Source organism: Shimia sp. NS0008-38b, from assembly GCF_040370365.1.
Lineage (GTDB): Bacteria > Pseudomonadota > Alphaproteobacteria > Rhodobacterales > Rhodobacteraceae > Shimia.
The window spans coordinates 577,708-600,114 of record NZ_BAABWQ010000003.1 but is presented as its reverse complement, the minus strand read 5'-3'; the positions used below and the strand labels follow the sequence as shown (position 1 = coordinate 600,114).

Genomic DNA, 22,407 nt, shown 5'->3' with positions numbered 1-22,407 from the left:
TTAGCGACGGGTGCGGGGGCGGTCAGGTGCCACCGACGTGCCTGTTTTTGTGCCCACTTTGGTCTCTCGCCAAAAGACAAAGAGGCCGGCACCGATGATCAACGCCATGCCAAGCCATGTTGTGCGCGCTGGCCATTCATCAAAGACCACAATCCCAAAGCCAACCGCCATGGGCAAAGCGACATATTCGAGCGGGGCAATCAGGCTGGCTTCAGACAAGCGGTACGCCTGAGAGATGAAAAAGCCACCGCCAGCGCTGGCGATTCCCAGTAGGGTCAACAGCCACCAGTCTGAGGCTGCGGGCAGGTGCCACGCGCGCATCAGAAATCCAAGCATATCGCCGCCCGCATCTTCCCATTTGCCGTGTCCCAGCAGCAGACCGACGGTGGCAGAGATCACGATGAACACCAGTTGTATATAGACGGACATGGTCGCTGCGCTTTCGGTGCCCCCGATTTTTCGGGTCAGCACATGCAGGAAGGCATAAGCCACTGCTGCGATGATCGGCAGAAGGAGCGCGGCGTTGAAGCTGCCGCCACCGGGCTGGATCATAATCACAACCCCGACCATTCCTGCGGCCACCGCGATCAGACGGCGAGGGCCGATTTTTTCGTGCAGGAACAGCGCCGAAAACAAGGTGATGATCAAGGGAGAGATAAAGAACACAGCCATGGCGTCGGCCAAAGGCAGGACCGCAAGGCCGAGGAAAAAGCTGGTATTGGCAAAGACCACACAGCAGCCGCGCAGCATGTGCATGCTCATGCGCTTTGTGCGCAAAACCGATAGGCCGCCCGTTAGCGGAACGATGATCGCCAGCAAAATCGCCAGTCCGATCAGCGAGCGCGTCAGCACGATTTGGTGCAGCGCGTAGTCTCCGGATAAAAATTTGATTGCAGCGTCGTTGATCGAAAAGAAAAACGTCGCAACGAGAGCGGAGATTGGGCCGAGAGGCAAAGTGGCGCGGGTGTGAGGCATGGCGGCAGAAAGGCGCGAAACAACCGGCAGGTCTAGACCAAAAACGACCAAGGTGTCGGCAATGTGTGTTTCGCGCCTGTTGAGGTCCAATGGGTTGACGCGGTGGGGATGAATATCATAACCATTAAGTTATGAAACCAATTGATTATATAAATCCGGAATTGAACGCCGTCTTCGCGGCGCTGGCCGATCCGACCCGTCGCGCCATTTTGGCGCGGCTGTCTGAGGGGCAGGCCAGTGTCGGAGAATTGGCGGAACCGTTTGAGATGAGCCAGCCCGCAATTTCCAAACATTTGAAGGTGTTGGAGGCTTCGGGTCTGATCGCGCGCGGACAGATTGGGCAAAGCCGCCCTGCCTATTTGAAGGCCGCCCCTATGAAAGAGGCTGTGGCATGGATGGAGCAATTCAAACGTTTCTGGGGAACCAGTTTTGATCAGTTGGATGACTTGCTTGAGACTTTAAAAGCCGAGACGCCGACCACCATTGAAAAGGATGATTTGAACGATGACTGACATGCCAACTTACATTTTTTCTCGTGTGTTTGACGCGCCCAAGGCGTTGGTTTGGAAAGCGTGGAGTGACCCAAAACTGTTGGCTGTGTGGTATGGTCCAGGGGTGGAGACGGTGATCCATGAGTTTGATCTGCGCGCCGGTGGTCGGTGGCTCAATGAGATGAAGTGGGGCGAGACATCAGATTACAGCCGCATGGAGTTTCAAGAGGTCACACAGGCGGAGAAAATTGTGTGGTTACATCACAGCACGGATGCTGAGTGGCTACAAAGCCCCAACCCTATGATGCCGAACTGGCCTCAGAAACTTTTGACCACGGTGACATTCGTTGAGGATGGAGGGCAGACAAAGGTGAAGTTGGAGCAGGTGCCGGTGGATGCCAGTGCAGAAGAAGCGGCTTGTTTTGCCGAAATGATGGGGGGCATGGACAGCGGTTGGGGCAAAGGTTTCGACCTTCTGGAAACGCTGCTGTAAGACGTCAGGAAATTCTATTCTTGTTACAAGAAACGCCTGCCTTGGTCTGCGCTCGGGCGGGCGTTTCGGTGTCTAAGGCTGATCTGCGCAGTCAGGCCGCCCGACTTTCGCGTTCACCGTATCCTTTGGTCTGCGGCGTGCAGGTTTTAGCGTTGTGCCGTGCGCAATTCCCGCTCCAAAGCCTCAAGAAACCGCGAGCGGTCAGCTTTGGTGAACCCTTTGCCGCCACCTTGGCGGAAAGGATCTGCGGCGCGCAGGTCTGCCATGAGGTCGCGGGTGGCGAGGACATTGCCGATATTGGCAGAGGTGAGCGCTTCGCCATTGTGTTTTAACACGCGCGCACCGCTCTCCACACACTTGGCCGCCAAAGGAATGTCGCCGGTGATAACCACATCCCCTGTCTTGGCACGGTCGGCGATCCACATGTCAGCCACATCAGGGCCTTCGGGCACAATCACGTTTTCCACCAACGGGTTTTGCGACGGACGTAACCCGCCGTTGGATACAACGTAGATTTTCACTTTATGGCGGGTGCCAACGCGTTCGACTTCGGTTTTTACCGGGCACGCGTCAGCATCCACGTAGATGGCAGTCATAGGTATGGATCTCGCTTAATCTGCGTAGAGGGCTTCAGCGTGGAAGGCGATGTGCTCTTCCATGAAGGTTGAGACAAAGAAGTAGCTGTGATCATAGCCCTTTTGCAGCCGCAGCGTGGCTTCCTGACGGCGGGCATTGGCGGCCTGTGCCAAAGCTTCGGGACGCAGGAGGTCAATGAACTGATCGTTGGTGCCCGTGTCGATCAGCATGGGGCCGTCAAAGCCCTTGTCTTTCATAAGCAATGTGGCGTCATGAGGGGCCCAAGCTGCTTCGTCGTTGCCCAGATAGGCGGTCAGTTGTTTGCGGCCCCATTCAGAGGCGGTGGGGTTGGCGATTGGCGCAAAGGCTGACACAGAGCGGAACCGGCGGGGCAGGGACATGGCCATGGTCAGCGCGCCATGGCCGCCCATGGAGTGGCCCATTATGGATTGGCGTGACAGGTCAACTGGGAATTCCTCTTGCAGGAACGACGGCAAGTCTTCGGTGATGTAGTCCCACATGTTGTAGTTCGGGGTCCACGGCGTTTGGGTGGCGTTCACGTAAAACCCTGCGCCTTGGCCCAGATCATACGCGGGATCGTCCGCAACAGTCTCACCGCGTGGTGAGGTGTCCGGGAACACAAGGGCGATGCCCTGTTCCGCCGCCCATTGCTGCGCACCCGCTTTTACCATGGCGTTTTCATGGGTGCAGGTCAGGCCGGAAAGATACCAGATCACGGGCACAGGACCCCCCTGGGCTTCTTCGGGCAGGAACAGGCCGAAGGTCATATCGCAGTGGGTGCTGTGGGAACTGTGGCTATAAACGCCTTGGGTGCCGCCAAAGGCGCGGTTTTCTGAGATGATTTCCATGGGAATGGCCTCCTGCCAAAAGGATCGGAGACCAAGATGTCAGAGTTGGGTGACCCATGCAATCACAAGGCTGACCGTGGCGATGGAGAATAGGGTGGAGAACAGGATCGCAGCCGACACCCGTTGTGGCGCGACACCGTAATGTTGCGCGAGCATATAGACATTTCCAGCCACCGGCAGCGCTGCGGCTGCAATCACCACAGAAGCTGAGTAGGCGTCGATCGGGAACAACCAAAGCACTGCGACGGCCACAAGAAGTGGGTGCAGGATCAGTTTGGCAAAGGTCAACCAAAGTGCCACTTCGACGCGTTCGGCAGACTTGCCCGCGAGTGACGCACCAATGGCAAAGAGCGCGCCAGGGGTGGCCGCTCCTCCAAGGATGGCGAGAAACTCGTTCATGGGTTCAGGGATCGGAATTTCCAGAGCGGACCAGAGGAACCCAAGTGAAATGGCAACAATCATCGGATTGCGTAGCAGACCCATGGCGACCGTTTTCAACACGCCGATGTGCATACGGCCATCGCGGCTGCCTGTGATCAGGATCACAATCAAGCTCGAGAAAACGATCAGGTCCACGGCCAACACCAACATGACCGGCCCAATGGCCTTTGGTCCCATCAGAAGCGTCAACATGGGCACACCGAGAAAACCAACATTGCCAATGATGGCGCATTGCGCCTCAACCGCAGCGGTGGCGATGTCTTGTTTGCGCAGCAGCGCGACGGCGGTGGCAATGGCATAGATGGCGGAACAGCCAAAGAGGTAGCCGCCAATCAGGCGCCAGTTGAGCACCTCGGCAAGGCTGAGGTTGGCAGCGAAACGGAACAACATGGCTGAGAGTGCAAAGTAGAAAACAAATTTGGTGAGGTAGGCGGTGGCTTCGGATGAGAAGAATCGCGTGCGTCCGGCCCAATAGCCCAGGCCGATGATCGCAAAGAACGGCAGTGTTTTCAGAAAAATTGCCAGCATGCAGCATGCCTTATCAGGTTTGTTGGTGTTGGCAAATGGGCCGCTGAAGACTTGGACAGGGTTGCGATCACACGCGACGTTTCGCTTCGGGAACGTCACCTGCAACCGACATTGACGGCGAGTATTTCGCGCAAGTGCAAAGATCGGTTGCAGAAAGCAGCTCCGAAAGGGCGCCGCCATGCGGGCATTCGCCCCAAAGACGCAGATGTCTCAAGGTGGCTACCCGTTGCCAATCAATGCTCCGGCGGCGAACACCAATGCGCCGCCCAAAACCACTTGGAATGTGGCACGTCCAAAGGGCGTTTTCATGAAACGGTTCTGAATCCAGACAATTGCCCAAAGTTCAACAAACACGACGATGAGCGCCAGAATGGTCGCTGTCCAGAAGTCCGGAATCAAATAGGGCATCGCGTGTCCCAGACCGCCAACGGTTGTCATAACACCAGACGCCACACCGCGTTTGATTGGGGACCCGCGCCCAGACAGCTCACCGTCATCTGACGCCGCTTCTGTGAATCCCATAGAGATGCCTGCGCCAACGGAGGCCGCCAATCCAACCAGAAACGTGGTATGAGTGTCTTGTGTGGCAAAGGCTGTGGCAAAAATTGGGGCCAGCGTGGAAACAGAGCCGTCCATCAACCCGGCCAACCCTGGCTGTACCCACGTCAGGATGAACTGGCGGTTGGCCTTTTCATCTTCGGTCTCACGGACACTTGGATCAAGGTGGGCGTCCTCCAACTGTTCAGCGGATTGCTTGTGTCCTGCTTCTGCGGCGGCGAGATCGCCAAGCAATTTGCGAGTCTGCAAATCCGACACTTGCTTGGCCGCCTTCAGGTAGAAGTTTTCAGCGTCCCGCTCCATTTGCGCTGCGAGGCCGCGTATGGTGTCCAAACTCTGATTGGTGGCGAGCCAAACCGGACGGCGGGTGTGAAACCCGGCGACGTGTTCGCGTCGCAGGAGTGGGATTGTTTCACCAAACCGTGCCTGATGTCGGGATATCAGCGATTGACGGTGCGTGTCTTCTTCTTTGGCCATGTCCTCAAAGATTTGAGCGGTTGCGGGATAGGTCTCGCGCAGCTGTTGGGAAAAGCCACGATAGATGCGGGCGTCGTCCTCCTCTGAGGAAATTGCAAGCGCGAGGACTTCTTGTTCTGACAAATCGCGCAATCTCTTGTGATGGGGTAGAAATCGCATGACATCTCCTTTTTAGAATGATTCTAAAAAATCACGTCTTTGTTAGATGTGCAAGACTTGCTGCGATGTTGTATGGCAGTGTAGGGTCATCGATACGGCACGCTGGGAGGCCACCTGCATACACTTATGAACGAACAGGCTCCAATCATTCGCAAGGGGCGCAAATTTGCGCAGGTTTTGGACAGCGCACGCAGTTTGTTCATGCAGCGCGGGTTTGAGAGCGTCAGCATGGATTTGATTGCCCAAGATGCCCGTGTGTCCAAAGCAACCCTGTACAACTACTTTCCTGACAAAAGTATGTTGTTCATGGAAGTGGCGCGTTTTGTGTGCAGTCAACAGGCCGAGCAGTTGGAGGCATCGGTGGATGTTGAACAGCGGGTGCCGGAGGTGCTCGGCGTGGTTGGACGCGGGTTGATGGCAATCATTCTGTCCGATTTTGGGCGTAATATGTTTCGCGTATGCGTCGCCGAAGGCGAGAGATTTCCCGAGATTGGCCGACAGTTTTACGAAACCGGACCCGGTGTTTTGAAAACCCGATTGATCGAGTTTTTTGATCTGGCGGTAGAGCGCGGTGAGCTGGAGATTGAAGACTATGCTTTGGCGGCAGATCAATTTGCGGAACTGTGCAAAGCGGGGCTGTTTTTACGGCAAGTTACTGGGGTTCAGACCAGCTTTGCCCAAAGCGAGATTGATCATGTGGTGGATGGCGCCATTGCGACGTTTATGGCGCGGTATGGAGTGCCGGACGTGGCCTGATTTGGGCCGTTCAACTGTTTGCAGTCCGGTTCTCCGGTCTATCAGCACCGACATTTTGAAACGCGGTAAAGCGAAAACTCCGAGCCAAATTTTGCAGCTCTAACATCGCATCGGCCCCACGTGTTGGCCGTCCCTGATTTCAACTTTTGAGTGAATTAAGCGTTTGAATAGCAATCCTATTTTCTGCTTTCTTGTTGTTGGTAGGGGAGTTGCAAACCATAGCAATAGACCTCGCAAATAGCATGGTCGAGTGTGGGCCGGTTACGGAGTCATTCCAAGTAAGATGTTGGACAGATGCATATTTTCTGTGCAACGCTTTAAGGACTTGGTGCGTGTAACAAGGTGCGATTATGTCAAAAACAAAGAAGATGCTCGATCCAGATCCACGGGTCTGGGACTATGAAACCGAATATGAATTGGGGCAGGACAATATCCGGCCATTTGGCCTAGATATCCACAATCCTGTGTTCCTCATATCCAGTATTTTGATCGGGGCCTTTGTGCTTTTGGCATTGGCCAATCAAGAGGCGTCAGCCACGTTTTTCGGCTGGTTGAGGCCATGGTTGACCAGCACATTTGATTGGTTTCTTGTGTTGTCGGTTGATGCAATCACGTTGTTCTGTCTCGCGCTGATCGTTTTGCCCGTCGGGGCCGTTCGGATTGGCGGCAAAGATGCTACGCCTGACTACTCCTACGCGGGTTGGATTGCGATGATGTTTGCGGCGGGTATCGGCATCGGGTTGCTGTTCTTTGGCGTTCTGGAGCCGGTGTACTACAACTTCTCTGAAGGCGGCGGCGCAAGCCCGTTGGGGATTGATGCCTCAGCACCCGGGAATGAATACATCGGTGTGGTCGGCACCATTCACCATTGGGGGCTGGAAGGTTGGGCGATCTATGCGGCTGTTGGTTTGTCGCTTGCGATTTTTTGCTACAATCTGGATCTTCCATTGACGCTGCGCTCTGCGTTCTACCCGATTTTGGGGGAGCGTGTTTGGGGATGGTGGGGTCATCTTATCGACACGCTGGCCGTCTTCGCGACGTTGTTTGGGCTGACCACCTCCTTGGGTTTGGGCGCGCAACAAGTTGCTGCGGGGCTTTATGAGGTGTTTGGCATCGAGCCGAGCAATACGGTGATTGTGTTGTTGATTATCGGCATCACAGTGATCGCGTTGGGCTCCGTTTTGCTGGGCATGGACGCGGGTGTGAAACGCCTTTCTGAGATCAATATGATCATGGCGGTTGGGCTGTTTGTGTTTGTGATGCTGGCCACTGGTATTGGCGCAGCCATTTCGCGTTACTTCTCGGTTATGGTGGATTACGTGGTCATGTTGCCCGCGCTGTCCAATCCATTTGGGCGCGAGGACACCAGCTTTTTCCACGGATGGACCACCTTCTATTGGGCATGGTGGATCGCGTGGTCGCCGTTTGTGGGCATGTTTATTGCGCGGATTTCCAAAGGCCGCACAGTACGTGAGTTTGTTTTGTGCGCGCTGATTGCGCCGACCGCGGTCTGTGCATTGTGGATGTCTACCTTTGGGGGGGCGGCGATCGACTTGCTGAATGCAGGTGCTGCCGAAGGCGTGCGTGCGACGGTGATCGACAGCTACAAACCAGAAGGCGCGTTGTTTGGGTTCCTCAAAGAGCTGCCGTTGTATCCGATTGTGGCACCCATCGCCTTGGTGCTGATCATCATCTTCTTTGTGACCAGTTCCGACAGTGGCTCGTTGGTGATTGATACGATTACAGCCGGCGGCAAAATGGATGCGCCGGTGGTGCAACGGGTGTTCTGGTGCACGCTGGAAGGTCTGGTAGCAATTGCACTGCTGTTGGGCGGTGGATTGTCAGCACTTCAGGGGGCAGCGGTCTCCACCGGCATTCCATTCACCTTAGTGGTGCTGATCATGTGCTATTGCCTCTGGCTGGCTTTGAAAGCGGAACACGCCAAGCTCTAGAACTCTGGGAAGAGGCTCGCCCCAGAACAGACAAACGTGCGCCCTTGGGCGCACGTTTTTTATGGTGTGTGAGGATCTAAAATTCCACAACAGCACGGATGGATTTGCCTTCGTGCATCAGATCGAACCCGTGGTTGATTTCATCTAGGGCCAACTTGTGGGTGATCATGGAGTCGATCTCAATCTTGCCGTCCATGTACCAATCGACAAATTTCGGCACGTCGGTGCGGCCTTTTGCGCCGCCAAAGGCTGTGCCTTTCCAAACGCGGCCGGTGACCAGCTGGAACGGGCGTGTGGAGATTTCGGCACCTGCGGGCGCCACGCCGATGATCACAGAAACACCCCAACCACGGTGAGAGCATTCCAATGCATCACGCATGACGTGCACATTGCCCGTGGCGTCAAAGGAGTAATCGACGCCGCCAAACTGATCTTTCTCAGTTTTGGTGATGTTCGCGATAGCCTCAACGGTGGATTGATCCCCCAGCTTGGATGGGTTCACAAAGTGAGTCATGCCAAACTTCTTGGCCATTTCCGCTTTGTCATCGTTCAGATCGACACCGATGATGGTGTCCGCCCCTGCCATGCGTAGGCCTTGGATCACATTCAGGCCGATGCCACCAAGGCCGAAGACCGCTGCGGAAGAGCCGATTTCTACGCCCGCAGTGTTGATCACCGCACCGATGCCGGTGGTGACGCCACAACCGATGTAGCAAATCTTGTCAAATGGCGCGTCCTCGCGCACTTTGGCCAGCGCAATTTCGGGCATCACGGTGTGGTTCGCGAAGGTCGAGCACCCCATGTAGTGATAGATCGGCGTGCCATCCAGCATGGAGAAGCGCGAGGTGCCATCTGGCATAAGCCCCTGACCCTGAGTGCCTCGGATGGCGGTGCAGAGGTTGGTTTTGCCCGACAAGCAGGCATGGCATTCGCGGCATTCCGGAGTGTAGAGCGGGATCACATGGTCGCCTGGCTTCAGCGTGGTGACGCCCTCGCCAACTTCCATCACGACGCCTGCACCCTCATGGCCCAGAATAGACGGGAACAGCCCTTCCGGATCTGCGCCGGATCGGGTGAATTCATCGGTATGGCAAAGCCCAGTGGCCTTAATTTCAACGAGAACCTCGCCCGCTTTTGGGCCTTCGAGGTTTACTTCCATAATTTCCAATGGTTTGCCGGCTTCCAAAGCGACGGCGGCACGGGTGCGCATCATTCTGCCTATTCTCCCTAGTTTGCATGGAGCGTGGTTGAAACAGTGTCGCGTTGCAACCTTATTGGAAGCATAGCGAAGTCCTTGTGATAGGTGCAATGTAAGGACGAAGCAACTGTGATGGTGTGCGACAAAGGAGTGTTGTAATGCGGTTTGGTTTTTTGACAGCGGCGGGTGTCGCCGGGTTGGCGGCGTTGGCCGCGTGCAAAGAAGAAAAGGTGGCAGTTCAAGGGAGTACGTCTTGTGACCCTGCCGCCTTTGAGTTTCTTGTCGGACAAGACAAAAGCGCACTTGAGGGGGTCATTGTTCCCGAAATGGTGCGGGTTTTGGGTGAAAACGACCCGGCAACCATGGACTATCACGAGAACAGATTAAACGTTGTGCACAACGCTGACGGGAAAATCTTGAAAGTGAGCTGTGGTTAGGCCTTTAGGCGCGCGCTCATTTCTTTTTCGCACGGTAGGGTTTGTGGCATGCGCGGCAGGCACTGCCCACGGCACCAAGTGTATCTGCCAAAGCTGCGCGATCTGTAAAGTCTAGCGCCTGTGCAGATTTGGTGAGCTTGTCGGCCTTAGCGGTGAACGCCGCCCAATCGTCCCAAATCGCCGGTAAGGCCTCAGATTTTGGGTCGGTGGCCCCATTCATAAAGAGTGCGCTTACTTTACCACTCTGAATGACAATGGTGTCGCGTGCCATGCGCGCTTTTGCCTGATGCAATGGCACTTCTTGTTTGGCCATGCTGACCAGTGTTTTAAAGGCAGCACCGATTTGCTCCATAGACATCATCCGGGCCATGACGTCTGGGTCCTTCACACCGTTGTGTGCATACGCGGGCGTCATGAAACAGATAGCAGCGGCAATAAAGATGTGGCGGCGCATGAGGTGTCCTGTGTTGTTTGGGGACAGTGCAGCGCACTATGGAGCCTAAAATCAAGTGAAAACGTGGCCGAAATCATCTGTACACGCACAGTTGAAGCGTGAGGTTTGACCTGTGACGCCCTGGCAATCAGGCTTTATGCGTGTTGAAGGCGGAGGGGCGTCAAAAAAAACACCGCCCCAAAAGGACGGTGAAGATGCATGTTTTGGAACGTGCCCCCAAAAATAAGTGCCCCCCGGCGGCGCAGACTGGGTGGGGGCAATAATGCCGCGCCGCCGAAGGTAGCGTCTTAGTTTCGCTATGAGACTAAGATGCCCTCCAGCTTGGGCGAAAAGAGGATCGCACAGGGGCCATTTCCGGATGAATCTGTGGCGGAAGTAAGGCGCGCACCACGCGAAACCGCACAGGGGTTGCTTTTGCTGTTAAAGAGCGCAAATCTAAAGTTATGAATGCACACCCACCTTCCGCGTTGCACCCTCCTAAAAAACCTCCTGAACAGGTCGCGTTTCATCGCACCGAGTTGGCGCTTATCTTAGGTCTCTATGGTCGCATGGTGGCCGCAGGCGAGTGGCGCGACTATGGCATTTCCTCTTTGAGAGAAGTGGCGGTTTTTTCCATCTTTCGGCGGACAGCGGAAAATCCGCTTTACCGCATCGAGAAACGCCCAAAACTGCGCAATAAGCAGGGGCTATATGCAGTGATCGGGATGGACGGGCAGGTTCTCAAGCGGGGGCATGAACTGAAGTCGGTCTTACGGGTTCTAGAGCGCAAGCTGATCCGGTCGGTCGGCTGACCTTCAAAAATGAGGCGGGAGCAGCGTCCCGAAGATTCTGATCGCCCTCCGTTGCAGAGGCCGCAGATGTCTTGTTTGGGGGTTCGAAATCCCGTTGGGATTCATCTCAGGTGTGTCAGGGGCAACGCCCCCAACACCCGCGCGGAAAGGTGCATATCTGGATTATTTGCTCAGGTGTGTCGCCATCACACAGAGCAATTCAAACATGATCGATACGCCCAAAAATGCAGTGCCGCCGCTGCTGTCAAAGGGCGGCGAAACTTCAACCATGTCAGCGCCAACGATGTTCAACCCATCCAATGCCCGAACGACCTCGAGGGCTTGAAAGCTGTTGGGACCACCAACTTCGGGCGTGCCGGTGCCGGGCGCGAACGTTGGATCGACGAAGTCGATGTCATAGCTGACGTATGTGGCGGCATCGCCGACGATATCGCGTGCCTCTGCCATCACATCCGCGCAGCCACGGGCAAAAAACTCTTCGATCCGGATCACACGGATGCCAACAGATTTGGCGAAGTCAGTGTCTTCATCGTCATAGGTGCTGCCGCGAATGCCGATCTGTACCACACGTTTGGGATCCAGCAGCCCTTCTTCGACGGCCCGGCGGAACGGTGTGCCATGGGTGTACATCGTGCCCCCAAAGTAGCTGTGATACAGATCGGTGTGGCTGTCGAAATGTACCATTCCCAGCGGGCGGTCTTTGGCCAAGGCGCGCAAGATGGGCAGGGAGGTCAAATGGTCTCCGCCTGCGGTCAAAGGCACGATGTCTTTTGCCAGAACCTCTTCGTAAAAGGCGGTGATGCGCTCCATGCTGTCATGGATGTCCGCGGGATTTGGCCCGACATCGCCAAGATCGGCACAGTTCACAAGATCAAAAGGGCGCACCCGTGTGGCGCCGTTCTGAGCGCGGATCATCGTGGAGGCATCGCGCAATTGCCGGGGCCCATGCCGAGGGCCAGGGCGGTTGGTGGTGCCACTGTCCCAAGGAACACCTATCACGCCGAGCTGCAGGTCTGAAATGCGCGGATGATCAAGCTCCATCACCGGAAGGCGCATAAACGAAGGCACACCGGCAAATCGCGGGACGTCCATTCCTGACACCGGTTGAAAAAAACCACTGCTCATCTTGGATCTCCGTTTGGTGGGCGTTTGTGGTATGTGGGCGCTCCGTCGCCTTGGCTCTCAATGCGCACAATGGCCTGTGCGATGGGTTCATAGGCGACCGCCATGTGGTGCGCGTTGGCATGGATCATGGTTTCGGGGTCGGTGACCATGGCCACATGGCCTTTCCAAAACAGCAGATCGCCGCGTTGAGGATCACCTTCTGCATCAGCGAAGGCGGCCTCTTGCTGATCGCTATCAGCGGGGCAGGTGATGTCGCAGGCGTGCAGAGCGGCTTGTACAAGGCCTGAGCAGTCCAATCCAAACGACGAATTCCCGCCCCAAAGGTACGGCGTGCCAATCAGGCGCTCTGCGACGGATGCAGGGTCGGTTTCGACGGTGTCAATCGGCACCAAATGGCCGCTGGGAACAAAGAGGTCGCGGGTGGTCTGTCCCCCGTCCCATGCGATGCGGGACCAGCCGTCCCGTTCTGCAGTGACCACCAGGCGGGTGCCAAAAGGCAACGGCGTGACAAGTCCCATTGTCTTGAGGCCCGGCGTGGATTTTGCATAGCTGCGTGCCGCCGAAATACGGTGCGTTGGAGTCTGTTTGGGGTGACTGAGCACATCCCCAATGTCCACCCAGCCGACATAGCCATCTTTTTCGGCGTAGCCAAATGCCATGCCGGCCTCTTTGACCACAACGTGAAACACTTCGCCACGCAGCATTTGGCGTTCCCGGGTGCCGCCGGGCGCGGACAGGAGATCGGCCACCACCATGGCAACGCGATAGGGCGTGGTGCTGACGTATCTGTCAGCCTTCACAACGCCGCGCAAATGCTCAGCTGCGATGCGACCAGTGCTGGCGATCAGGCGCTTGTCAGGATGCGTGTTCATCAGAGATTGAGCACCTCAGGCAAGGCCGCCAGAATGGCCCTTGCTCCCATACCAACACCACCTTTCGGGCGGGCAGGGGCGGCTGACGGGTTCCAGCCGTAAATGTCAAAATGGGCATAGCGTTGATCTTCGGCAAAGCGGCGCAAGAAAAGGGCTGCGGTGATGGATCCTGCGAAGCCACCTGCGGGTGCGTTGTCCAAATCGGCGATGCCAGGTTCAATCATTTTTTCATAAGGGTCCCAAAACGGCATGCGCCACACTGGATCAGCCACTGTAGCGCTGCCTTTTTCCAATGCCGTTACAAACCACGCGTCATCGGTGTAGTAGGGGGATAAGTCAGGGCCAACCGCCACACGTGCAGCACCTGTAAGGGTCGCCATGGAAATCATCAAATCAGGGGTCTCTTCTGCGCCCAAAGCAAGCGCATCAGCCAACACAAGGCGGCCTTCGGCATCGGTGTTGTTGATTTCAACGGTGAGCCCTTTGCGTGAGGTCAGGATATCGCCGGGGCGGAAGCTGTCGCCCGAAACCGCGTTTTCGACAGCTGGGATCAACACGCGCAGTTGCAGTGGAAGGTTCAGCGCCATAATCATTTGTGCCAGTCCGAGCACCGTGGCAGCTCCGCCCATGTCTTTTTTCATCAAGCCCATAGACGCGCCGGGTTTCAGATTGAGCCCACCGGTGTCAAAACACACCCCTTTGCCAACCAAGGTTAGGGTGGGACCATCACTGCCCCAACGCATGTCAATCAGACGGGGCGCGCGATCCTCGCTGGCGGCGCGGCCAACCGCGTGGATCATGGGAAAGTTCTGTTCCAACAAGGCAGCACCAGTGGTGACAATGCAAGTGGCTCCAAAGCGCAGGGCCAAGGCTCGTGTCATATCTTCGAGCTCTTGGGGGCCCATATCAGATGCCGGCGTGTTGATCAGATCCCGAGTTAAGGCTTCACCTGCAGCAATGGCTTCAACTTTGGTGCTGTCCACACCTTCGGGACAGATCAGGCTGGCTGTGCTGCCTTTGTTGCTGGCATAGCGGTCAAAGGCGTAGCCCGACAGCAGCCAGCCCAAAGCTTCAACTTCAATATCGCTTGCAGGTAACGGCGTCGCCAACGCATAGGTGCCCTTGGGCAGGTTGGCAGCGGCAGCCGCCAAGGCAAAGCGGCCCCGTGCGCGGGTTTTGGCGCTGCCCAAACCCGCCAGCGCGAGGCGTGGCGCACCGGTGGCATCTGGTACCAAAAGCGTGGTTCCGATGGAGGGCTTGAACCCTGCTGCTGTGACAAAGGCGCGGAGGGCCTCGGGTTGCGCCTCTTTCCAATGGGCAAACCCGTCGCTGTCCACCACGTGTAGGGGGACAACGGCAGAGCTGTCAGGAGAAGCAAACGTAAGAGACATATCGCACCTTTCACACCGGTAATGGGCTGTTTGATCATCAGCCTAGCGGTTGGTGCGCTGCCTGCAAGCGTGTTCAGATATAGTCGCGCTTCAGATCCCAAATTTCACGCAGCGCGCTTTCGCCGACGCGGATCAAACGGGCATGCGTGGCTGAAAGCGCGACCGCATCATTGCGATCACAGCATTCCATCACGTCTTCGGCCACTTGCGCCAATGCCGTCATACAGAGACGACCAGAGATCAATTCGACAAGAGCCATCGTATCTGCCAGTTCGGAGATATTGTTGGATCGAAGATGGTTCCCGGCCATCGCGAGATGATCGGTGAGAGATTTGATGAGCCCCATAAAGGTCTCTTCGGCCTCTTTTGGATCCATGCGAATGAAGATGCGCGTCAGTTCATCTTGATCAACGACGGCATGCTCCGACATTTTGAGCTTTGCAATTTGAGACATAGTTCACCCTAAGTATTCCCGTGGCACCCCCAACGGTTGCTTGCATCATTGGCGGCTAATCCTTCTCAAAAAGTTTCTTAGGATCGTGATTTTCTCTCGAATTACAGCTAAATATCTCCTATTCCGCATAGAACGCGTGAGGAGAAACCATGGATCATATCAAACCCCTGCCGTCCTATTTGGTGCAACGCTACCAAGGTTGGAAAGCAACGACCTATCAGGAAAACCAGAGTTGGTACCGACATCTGGGCACTGAAGGACAGCATCCGCGCGCGATGATTATCAGCTGCTGTGACAGCCGTGTGCATGTGACGTCGATCTTTGGCGCAGACCAAGGTGAATTCTTCATTCACCGCAATATCGCCAACCTCGTGCCCCCCTATCAACCCGACGGCAATCAACACGGTACGAGTGCGGCCGTTGAATATGCTGTGACAGCCCTGAAAGTCGCGCATGTTGTGGTGTTGGGCCATAGCCAGTGTGGTGGTGTGCAAGGGTGCATCGACATGTGCAAAGGCCATGCACCTGCGCTGGAGGCCAAAGACAGCTTTGTGGGGCGGTGGATGGATGTGCTGCGGCCAGGTTACGACGATGTGGCCGATATCAAAGACCCGGCAGAGCAGGCGCGCGCCTTGGAAAAACGCTCTGTGCTGGTGTCTCTGGACAATCTGATGACCTTCCCGTTTGTGAAAGATCGTGTGGACGCCGGGACGCTGACATTGCACGGTCTGTGGCACAATATTGCGGAAGGTGGACTTGAGGCTTACGACAGCGCCATTGAGGGGTTTTCGCAGGTCTGATCCGATGACGGTTCCATGCAAAGACGTTTAAAATGCCCGCTATTTTCCTGCGGGCATTTTGTTTTTGAGAGCCCTCATACGCGCATCAGCGCAATTCCATATCGGTTGGCCATTGCAGTTTGTGTGAGAGGGTCACGTCAAAGCTGGCACCGGCGTTCAAGGGTGTTTGCCACATTAGAACACCACGTTTGTCGTCGTAGTTTGTGTCTGTGGCGGCGGGTTGGGCTTGATGGGTGATCACCAGATCTTCTTGTTCGCTGTAGGGCACCTGACCAATCAGGCGCAGGTCCCAAGCGCGGTCGGTGAGGTTTTCAGCGGTGAACACGCGAGTTTCGCTGCGCTCGTTGCGGGTGGTGATCACGCCGGTGTCCCCGGTTATGCGGTCGGTCACGACATCGGTCAAACGCAGGCCGTCAATGGCCCCAAACGGCAGATCCATTTCTGCGCCTTTGGAAATGAGCGGGAGGTCGATTTCACCAACAAACGTGCCGTTGAGGTAGGCGTTGGAGACAAAGCCGGGCAGGATCATCTCGCCGCTGGTGTTGGTGGCCTCAGCCATCAGGAAAGCTGTGTCGTCATGCAGTGGGTTGGCCATTGCATAGATCTTTGGCGACAAATCCAGAGTGTCCAGCGCGATGCGCAGATAATCACTACCTGAAGTGAGCGAGACGGATTTGTCATAGGTGTAGGTGGCGGTGAGACCGTCCAAGCCCATGCCAAAGTCGGCCGATTCCTCTATTAGGACCGGTTCAACCACTGGGTCTGCCATAGCGCCCATTTCCGAGGCTACATAGCTGCGGTCCAACTGCATTTTGGGCTGTGGTTCTGGTTTGTAGATGTAGTGGCGTCTTGGATAAAGCGTCGCTGGGGTGTTCTGTTCGTCCGGACGGCTGGTCGAGAGTGTGATTGCGACGTTGTCCCAATCTTCGCCAGTGTCTTGGTAAAGAAATGCGCCGCGTTTCATGCGCAGGCTTGGATCGTCGAGATTGTCCAAGTGGATGTCATACACGGGTACCCATTCTACGTCGTCAGCCAGATGGGTCAGTGTCAATGTGGCATCGGTGTCCGCTGAGGCCGTCATGGCGATGGCCAGCATGGCGTTGTCAGATTGAGACGGGGTCAGGGCATCGACAGTTTGCTGTGCCTCCTTAACCGCCTCTGTCTGCTCCTCAAGCGCTTTGTCAAAGCGCCGGGCCTCCCGTTCTGCGGTTGCGGCTTCGCGTTGGGCAGCCAGAGTTTCTTTGCCGATCAGGGCCAGCGTGGCACTCAACGTTTCCGGCGACGCGGCTGTGTCCGACGGGCCTTTAAGGGTGGCCAGATAGGTCATTCGCGCGCGGGCGGCTTCTGCCTGCATTAGCACATCGTCGCGGGCGTCTTGGGTGCTGGCAAGAGTGGCTTCGGCCTCTTCCAATAGGGACTTGGCAGTCTTTAGGTCGACGCTGTCTTCGGTAAGGTGGGGCAGGGTGCGACTTTCGCGTACAGCGACGGTGCCCAAATTTGCACCATCAAGAGTGACCCGCACCGAGAGTGGATCAAGACTTTCCGGCAAGTTGGTGATCAGGATTTCGTGGCTGCCTTCCGGAGCAGAAAACGGCACGCTTCGGGTGACGGTTGCGCCTTCTGAATAGAGCGTAGCGGCCGTGACCGGCGCGTTGACCAAAATGGTGTCCGCCCATAGGGGCGACGTCAGCGGCGTGAGCGCGGCAGCAAAAAGGACGTGTTTCATCAATCACCTGTGTGTTGTTTGCGCGAAGACGACCACGTGGGATCAGGCGTGGCAAGGTAGGTTTGCGAGACACAAGAATTTTGGCGAGAGGTCGCTTGTTTTGCCGTCTGACGGTTGGTTACTTAGCTAAGGTGATCGGGAAATGGCTGCTGTAGCGCCAGCTCCGCGCCTCAGAGTTTTTCCCAGTGATGGTGCGGTCCAGCACATGCTCTGACCAAAGTGAGAGCAGAACCGCACCGTGTTTGGCACCTTCGGGCATGTTCAGTTGCACCACATTGCCGCCGTCATCCTTCCACAGTGCAATCGAACGGTTGGGTGTATATCGACCTTGTTTGTTGGCGCGGTCAATCAGTCCAAAAGACGTGAACGTCAACACCGAGCTTCCGGGATCATCCGCAAGATTGGACGCATATTGCGCGGGCCAGCGTTCGCGGATTTGCGGACCATCCATAAGCAAAGCAAAAATCAAGTTTGGCGCCACAGACCTTAGAATTTCGTGGCAAGGTTCTGAGCGTGCCAATTCCTCACAAATGAGCACACTGAACACTGATTTTTTCCGGAACCGATGAAAATGAACTTCGCGGCGCCCAAGTGGAGAGTCCTCCCACCAGTATGGAATTTTGGGATTTAGGGCGCTGGAGAGCGCATAGGTTTCCACTTGGTTGCGGTCCATGCGCCAGCGGTGATGCTTGCGGCGGCTGGTGGTTTCATGATCTTCCGCCGAATACCACACGCGTGTGAGCACGTGGTTACCCGGCTCAGGCTCCCCACCGTTGACAACTTCGCAGTTGTCACTGCTTCCGGAAATGATGAATTCTAGGTTGGGCTCGACCTTTTTGAGCAGTTTACAGAGGTCCTCGAAAACCTTGAAAGTGAGCGCATACTCCGGCAACACGACGCCATTGACGGTGCGTGACTGCTTTTTGGCTTCTTTCATGAAGCCGATACAGCGCTTCAAAAATTCGCTGGTTTTTTCGTGGTGCTCTTCGTCGTCGTCTGGATCAAGCAACCAATCTTGACGAATGCCGAAATTCTCCCAATTGCGCTTGTAGTAGTGTTTGTCTTTGGCTGAGATATGCTCGTCGTTTTCCGCGATGAAACTATGTGCAAAAAGTTCTGCCGGTTCCGGGATAAGTAGGATGTCTAGGGTTTCAAAATCTTCGATCTTGTCGTTTTCGTCGACCGCAGGCGACAAAATCCAGGAACAGCGAACTTCCCCGCGACCAGGCAGCAAAGCAAGATTGCGCGATAGGTTGCGCATGGCCGCGCCAACCGGCGCCACTCGGACCTTGGGCATAACGCAGACGACCGCGCTATCGACCATTTGACAAAGAGACGCCGGGGGTTTGCTTGTGGCCGCGATGCCGCTGTCGGCATCAGGGTCTTCAGAAGACGGTGAGGAGCCGTCGGGGTTGTCTTCGCTGAGATACCAACCCGCCACCCACTGTTCAAACGGGCTTGGATCATATTTTGGCAGGGGATCCCTTAGGAGACGATTGCAGGCCATATCGGCAATCATGGCCAGCAAAGTTGCGGCTTTCCACCACTCTGGTGTGCCATACCGGTCGCTGTTTTTGGAAAGGTAAGTGCCCGGAGTGACGGGATCGTCCCATGCGGCGATTAAGGTGTCCCAAAGCTTTTGAACCAACTCAGGAGGCTCACCTTTCACTTTCTGTTTGGGATCTCTCCAGTTTTCGGCTGCGATGTCGGCATCTTCTCTTTCTTGGATCGAAAGGCTGAAATGGCAGGGCTGCATTTTTTCAGGTGGCGTGTAGGGGGAGGGATCAAAAAAGGCGATCACCCCACCCAGCTTTAGGAGATAGCCAGCTACAGCGAACACATCTGTCGGGAACATCGGAACGTCACTGCATCGCTCTTTGGGGTCTTTGGGTAAAAGAGTGGCAAATAGGTCGGAGTCCAGAGACGTCATTCCACTTGGGAGCGTAAGCGATCCCGTAGGTAGTAATGTTGAAATAGCATTTCCCACGGAATGGGCGATTAGGTTTTTGTTCCCGGTATTCAAATTTAATTCCTGAAAAAAAATAAATAGTTCTCACAAAAGACATTTGATTTGTGCGTTTCGTCAATACTAAATTAGGATGAGCACACGAGACTGTGTGTAACTTTGCCATTGAAAGGGCTTTGGAGGACCATATTTACGGCTAAAGGCCAGTGTGGTATGACCCCGACCCAAGAACTCAAAAAAACCACTAAGTGGATCCGCAAAATGACACTTCGAAAGTCTTCGGCCCTTTGGAAACGCGAGCACGCGTATCTCCGTGATCAAGGGAAAAGCGTCCAAGAAGATATGGTGGACTCTTACGTCGAATATGCTGCGAAACGTTTGGCTCTTCGCCTCGGGCACGGGCTGACCGATGAACAGCGCAAAGAACTGCGTGAACATGTGGCAAGTGACTTTAGAGTGTCAGCTGGCTGAAACCTGACCTCACCAAATAAGTTTTTGGCGGCATACATAGGCCGCAAAAAAAGTGCGCCCGAAATGAGGCGCACTTTTTTGTATTGGTTAGGTCGGTTTAGCCCTTCTTGAGCACTTCGCGGCCCAGTGTTTCGGCGATTTGCACAGCGTTCAGTGCAGCGCCTTTGCGCAGGTTGTCAGACACGCACCACAAGTTCAGACCATTGTCCAAAGTGCTGTCTTGACGGATGCGCGAAATAAAGGTCGCAAAATCACCGACACATTCTTTGGGTGTGACGTAGCCACCATCTTCACGCTTGTCGATCACCATGATGCCTGGGCTTTCGCGCAGGATGTCGCGCGCTTCGTCTTCGTCGAGGAACTCTTCGAATTCGATGTTGATCGCTTCGGAGTGGCCCACAAATACAGGCACACGCACACAAGTCGCAGTAACTTTGATCGAGGTATCGACGATTTTCTTGGTTTCAGCGACCATCTTCCACTCTTCTTTGGTGGAGCCGTCTTCCATGAAGGCATCGATGTGTGGGATCACATTGAATGCGATCTCTTTGGTGAATTTGTTTGGCGGCACATCAGAGGTTGGGTTGTAGACCGCTTTGGTCTGATCCCACAGCTCGTCCATTCCATCTTTGCCTGCACCAGACACCGATTGGTATGTGGATACCACAACGCGTTTGATTTTTGCGCGGTCATGCAGCGGCTTGAGTGCCACAACCATCTGCGCGGTGGAGCAGTTTGGATTGGCGATGATGTTTTTCTTGGAATAGCCGTGAATCGCTTCGGCGTTGCACTCCGGTACAATCAACGGCACGTCCGGATCGTAACGGTAGAGCGAGCTGTTATCGATGACGACACATCCAGCAGCCGCCGCAACAGGCGCGTATTTTTTGGTAGCGTCTGAGCCAATCGCAAACAACGCAATGTCCCAGCCGGAAAAATCGAACTGCTCAATATCCTGAATTTTCAGGGTTTTGTCGGCGAAGGTGACCTCGGTGCCTTGGCTGCGGCGGCTGGCCAGTACGGCAAGCTCATCCACTGGGAACTGGCGTTCCTCCAGAATATTCAGCATTTCGCGACCCACGTTGCCCGTGGCGCCAGCGATAACGATGCGATAGCCCATCTTAGGTCTCCAATATTAACGACGCGCCCTCTTAGCCCCGTTTGAGCCAAGAAAAAAGGGGGACGGTGCGTGAAATTGCTGATGAGGTCCATTCAGGTTTTCGATGATGGCGTTTTGGCGGAGAATTTTGCATCAATCCATCCGGTCTTCAGAGAAGCAGTAGATCAGCGCACCAAGCAGAACCAGTCCTGCCAGTAGGCCAAAGAGAGACTGGTAGGCCAAGAGCGGACTTGTGGGGGCAATTGCGCTATGCAGTTTGCCTGAGCCAAATTGCATAATGCCAACCCCGCCGATGCCAAAGAGGTTCATCAAAGTGACCCCGCGCCCGGTGAGATGTTCGGGAAAGAAGCTGCGGGCATGGGCGATGAGCACCGGAAAGCTGGCGCCACAGAACCCAACCACGGACATCATGAGAATGGCGCGAATGGCGCTGCTGTCTGTAAACAAAGTGAGGCCGATCAACCCCAGAGCGCCCAGCAGATTGCCACCAATGATCACCCATTTTCGGGTCTTGAGGATGCGATCTGCGGGTCCATATGCAAAGGTGCCAACGATCATAGCAACGCCCATGACCAAAGTGGCTTGCCCGATCTGGTTGGTGGTGAGGCTGAATACATCCGAAAGATAGGGCCCAATCCAAAGTCCACGAATACCTGCGGCAGGCATGTAATTTACAAACATCAGCGGGAACAAAAGCCACAGAGCGGGGATCTTCAAAAGATCCAAAACGGAGCCTTTTGCGTCGCCTTCGGCTGGGGCCGGGTCCTGAACGGTAGCCCAAAGGCCAACAGAGATCGCGGCACTGATTGCTGCCAGCACCCAGAGCGTGGCACGCCATCCGATGGTTTCCGCAGCCCAAGCGGTTGGGTAGGCGGCAATAAGATTGCCAAAGGATCCAACGCCAAGCATGAGCGCGGCCAAAGTGGCAAAGCGCGCAGGCGGATAGGTGCGCGCAAAAATGAAATAGCTGGCCATCAGCACCGGCGAGCAGCCCACACCGATGAGGCCCATCGCAACGGATATGTGCAGCGGAGTACTGGCCATTGCAAACAGCGCGGCCCCGCCACCGCCGCCTATGAGTAGCAAAATCGCCGACGTACGTCTGGGACCATATTTGTCCAACGCGGCGCCAACCGGGATTTGCATCGCGGCAAAGATCAAAAACCAAAGACCAGATGCAAACGCGAGATCAGCAGGAATAGCGCCGACGTCGATCTCTAACACTTTGGTCAGCACCGCCAAAAAGGCGCGAAAAAACTGGCTCAGCACATATGCCAAGCACAGCAACATCAAATCCATGCGCATGTGGGTCTCCTCCCCGGCCCCG

23 protein-coding genes are annotated in these 22,407 nt (G+C 55.5%); 8 read left to right on the top strand and 15 right to left on the bottom strand.

The annotated features are described in order from the left end of the window. Positions 1–975 (bottom strand): DMT family transporter, encoded by a 975-nt coding sequence (locus tag ABWV47_RS15085; protein ID WP_353313245.1) that lies wholly within the window; start codon positions 973–975, stop codon positions 1–3. A gap of 131 nt (positions 976–1,106) precedes the next feature. On the opposite strand from ABWV47_RS15085, the gene ABWV47_RS15080 reads away from it, so the two are divergent. Continuing rightward, positions 1,107–1,487 carry an ArsR/SmtB family transcription factor gene (locus ABWV47_RS15080; RefSeq protein ID WP_353313243.1) on the top strand — a complete coding sequence of 127 codons (381 nt, stop codon included), beginning with the start codon at positions 1,107–1,109 and terminating at the stop codon, positions 1,485–1,487. Further along, positions 1,480–1,959, top strand: a complete 480-nt coding sequence (locus ABWV47_RS15075) for an SRPBCC family protein (RefSeq protein ID WP_353313241.1) — start codon at positions 1,480–1,482, stop codon at positions 1,957–1,959. The genes ABWV47_RS15080 and ABWV47_RS15075 overlap by 8 nt, the downstream gene beginning before the upstream one ends. Before the next feature lie 146 nt (positions 1,960–2,105). On the opposite strand, the gene ABWV47_RS15070 is transcribed toward ABWV47_RS15075, so the two are convergent. The 4 genes from ABWV47_RS15070 to mbfA form a co-directional block, all read right to left on the bottom strand. After that, entirely contained in the window at positions 2,106–2,555 is a 450-nt protein-coding gene (locus tag ABWV47_RS15070; protein ID WP_353313239.1) for a YaiI/YqxD family protein, read from the bottom strand. Between the two features lie 15 nt (positions 2,556–2,570). Further along, positions 2,571–3,404 (bottom strand): S-formylglutathione hydrolase, encoded by an 834-nt coding sequence (fghA, locus tag ABWV47_RS15065; RefSeq protein WP_353313237.1) that lies wholly within the window; start codon positions 3,402–3,404, stop codon positions 2,571–2,573. Between the two features lie 39 nt (positions 3,405–3,443). Further along, positions 3,444–4,373 (bottom strand): AEC family transporter, encoded by a 930-nt coding sequence (locus ABWV47_RS15060; RefSeq protein ID WP_353313235.1) that lies wholly within the window; start codon positions 4,371–4,373, stop codon positions 3,444–3,446. A gap of 219 nt (positions 4,374–4,592) precedes the next feature. Further along, entirely contained in the window at positions 4,593–5,567 is a 975-nt protein-coding gene (mbfA, locus tag ABWV47_RS15055; RefSeq protein ID WP_353313233.1) for an iron exporter MbfA, read from the bottom strand. 126 nt (positions 5,568–5,693) lie between these two features. Here mbfA and ABWV47_RS15050 point away from each other — a divergent pair, with 126 nt between their 5' ends. Then, entirely contained in the window at positions 5,694–6,323 is a 630-nt protein-coding gene (locus ABWV47_RS15050; protein ID WP_353313231.1) for a TetR/AcrR family transcriptional regulator, read from the top strand. A gap of 350 nt (positions 6,324–6,673) precedes the next feature. After that, positions 6,674–8,275, top strand: coding sequence for a BCCT family transporter (locus ABWV47_RS15045; RefSeq protein ID WP_353313229.1), 1,602 nt, complete (start codon positions 6,674–6,676; stop codon positions 8,273–8,275). A 76-nt stretch (positions 8,276–8,351) separates the two neighbouring features. Here ABWV47_RS15045 and ABWV47_RS15040 read toward each other — a convergent pair whose 3' ends face one another. Beyond that, positions 8,352–9,485 carry an S-(hydroxymethyl)glutathione dehydrogenase/class III alcohol dehydrogenase gene (locus ABWV47_RS15040; protein WP_353313900.1) on the bottom strand — a complete coding sequence of 378 codons (1,134 nt, stop codon included), beginning with the start codon at positions 9,483–9,485 and terminating at the stop codon, positions 8,352–8,354. A 146-nt stretch (positions 9,486–9,631) separates the two neighbouring features. Between ABWV47_RS15040 and ABWV47_RS15035 the strand changes: the two genes are divergently transcribed. Then, on the top strand, positions 9,632–9,910 hold the full coding sequence (locus ABWV47_RS15035; RefSeq protein ID WP_353313227.1) for an I78 family peptidase inhibitor: 279 nt from the start codon (positions 9,632–9,634) through the stop codon (positions 9,908–9,910). Between the two features lie 16 nt (positions 9,911–9,926). On the opposite strand, the gene ABWV47_RS15030 is transcribed toward ABWV47_RS15035, so the two are convergent. After that, the gene (locus tag ABWV47_RS15030) at positions 9,927–10,325 is read right to left on the bottom strand and encodes a c-type cytochrome (protein WP_353313225.1); all 399 of its coding nucleotides are present in this window, start codon (positions 10,323–10,325) and stop codon (positions 9,927–9,929) included. Between the two features lie 482 nt (positions 10,326–10,807). On the opposite strand from ABWV47_RS15030, the gene ABWV47_RS15025 reads away from it, so the two are divergent. Further along, on the top strand, positions 10,808–11,155 hold the full coding sequence (locus ABWV47_RS15025) for a DUF2794 domain-containing protein (protein WP_353313223.1): 348 nt from the start codon (positions 10,808–10,810) through the stop codon (positions 11,153–11,155). A 162-nt stretch (positions 11,156–11,317) separates the two neighbouring features. On the opposite strand, the gene speB is transcribed toward ABWV47_RS15025, so the two are convergent. The 4 genes from speB to ABWV47_RS15005 form a co-directional block, all read right to left on the bottom strand. Next, the gene (speB, locus tag ABWV47_RS15020) at positions 11,318–12,280 is read right to left on the bottom strand and encodes an agmatinase (protein WP_353313221.1); all 963 of its coding nucleotides are present in this window, start codon (positions 12,278–12,280) and stop codon (positions 11,318–11,320) included. Continuing rightward, on the bottom strand, positions 12,277–13,152 hold the full coding sequence (locus ABWV47_RS15015) for a C40 family peptidase (protein ID WP_353313219.1): 876 nt from the start codon (positions 13,150–13,152) through the stop codon (positions 12,277–12,279). The genes speB and ABWV47_RS15015 overlap by 4 nt, the downstream gene beginning before the upstream one ends. Further along, positions 13,152–14,543, bottom strand: a complete 1,392-nt coding sequence (locus tag ABWV47_RS15010) for a leucyl aminopeptidase family protein (protein ID WP_353313217.1) — start codon at positions 14,541–14,543, stop codon at positions 13,152–13,154. The genes ABWV47_RS15015 and ABWV47_RS15010 overlap by 1 nt, the downstream gene beginning before the upstream one ends. Before the next feature lie 73 nt (positions 14,544–14,616). Beyond that, positions 14,617–14,997 (bottom strand): hypothetical protein, encoded by a 381-nt coding sequence (locus ABWV47_RS15005; RefSeq protein ID WP_353313215.1) that lies wholly within the window; start codon positions 14,995–14,997, stop codon positions 14,617–14,619. A 149-nt stretch (positions 14,998–15,146) separates the two neighbouring features. On the opposite strand from ABWV47_RS15005, the gene ABWV47_RS15000 reads away from it, so the two are divergent. Further along, on the top strand, positions 15,147–15,797 hold the full coding sequence (locus tag ABWV47_RS15000) for a carbonic anhydrase (RefSeq protein WP_353313213.1): 651 nt from the start codon (positions 15,147–15,149) through the stop codon (positions 15,795–15,797). Positions 15,798–15,882: 85 nt separating this feature from the next. Here ABWV47_RS15000 and ABWV47_RS14995 read toward each other — a convergent pair whose 3' ends face one another. Together ABWV47_RS14995 and ABWV47_RS14990 are read right to left on the bottom strand one after the other, a co-directional pair. Continuing rightward, the gene (locus ABWV47_RS14995) at positions 15,883–17,523 is read right to left on the bottom strand and encodes a mucoidy inhibitor MuiA family protein (RefSeq protein WP_353313211.1); all 1,641 of its coding nucleotides are present in this window, start codon (positions 17,521–17,523) and stop codon (positions 15,883–15,885) included. Between the two features lie 118 nt (positions 17,524–17,641). Next, positions 17,642–19,453, bottom strand: a complete 1,812-nt coding sequence (locus ABWV47_RS14990) for a hypothetical protein (protein ID WP_353313209.1) — start codon at positions 19,451–19,453, stop codon at positions 17,642–17,644. 297 nt (positions 19,454–19,750) lie between these two features. On the opposite strand from ABWV47_RS14990, the gene ABWV47_RS14985 reads away from it, so the two are divergent. After that, positions 19,751–19,960: a hypothetical protein gene (locus tag ABWV47_RS14985; protein ID WP_353313207.1), complete on the top strand. Its 210-nt coding sequence runs from the start codon at positions 19,751–19,753 to the stop codon at positions 19,958–19,960. A gap of 97 nt (positions 19,961–20,057) precedes the next feature. Here the strand turns inward: ABWV47_RS14985 and ABWV47_RS14980 are convergent, their stop codons facing one another. Then, positions 20,058–21,080, bottom strand: coding sequence for an aspartate-semialdehyde dehydrogenase (locus ABWV47_RS14980; protein ID WP_353313205.1), 1,023 nt, complete (start codon positions 21,078–21,080; stop codon positions 20,058–20,060). 132 nt (positions 21,081–21,212) lie between these two features. Beyond that, a complete protein-coding gene (locus ABWV47_RS14975; protein WP_353313203.1) occupies positions 21,213–22,385 on the bottom strand; it encodes an MFS transporter in 1,173 nt (390 codons plus the stop codon). Positions 22,386–22,407: the final 22 nt, after the last annotated feature.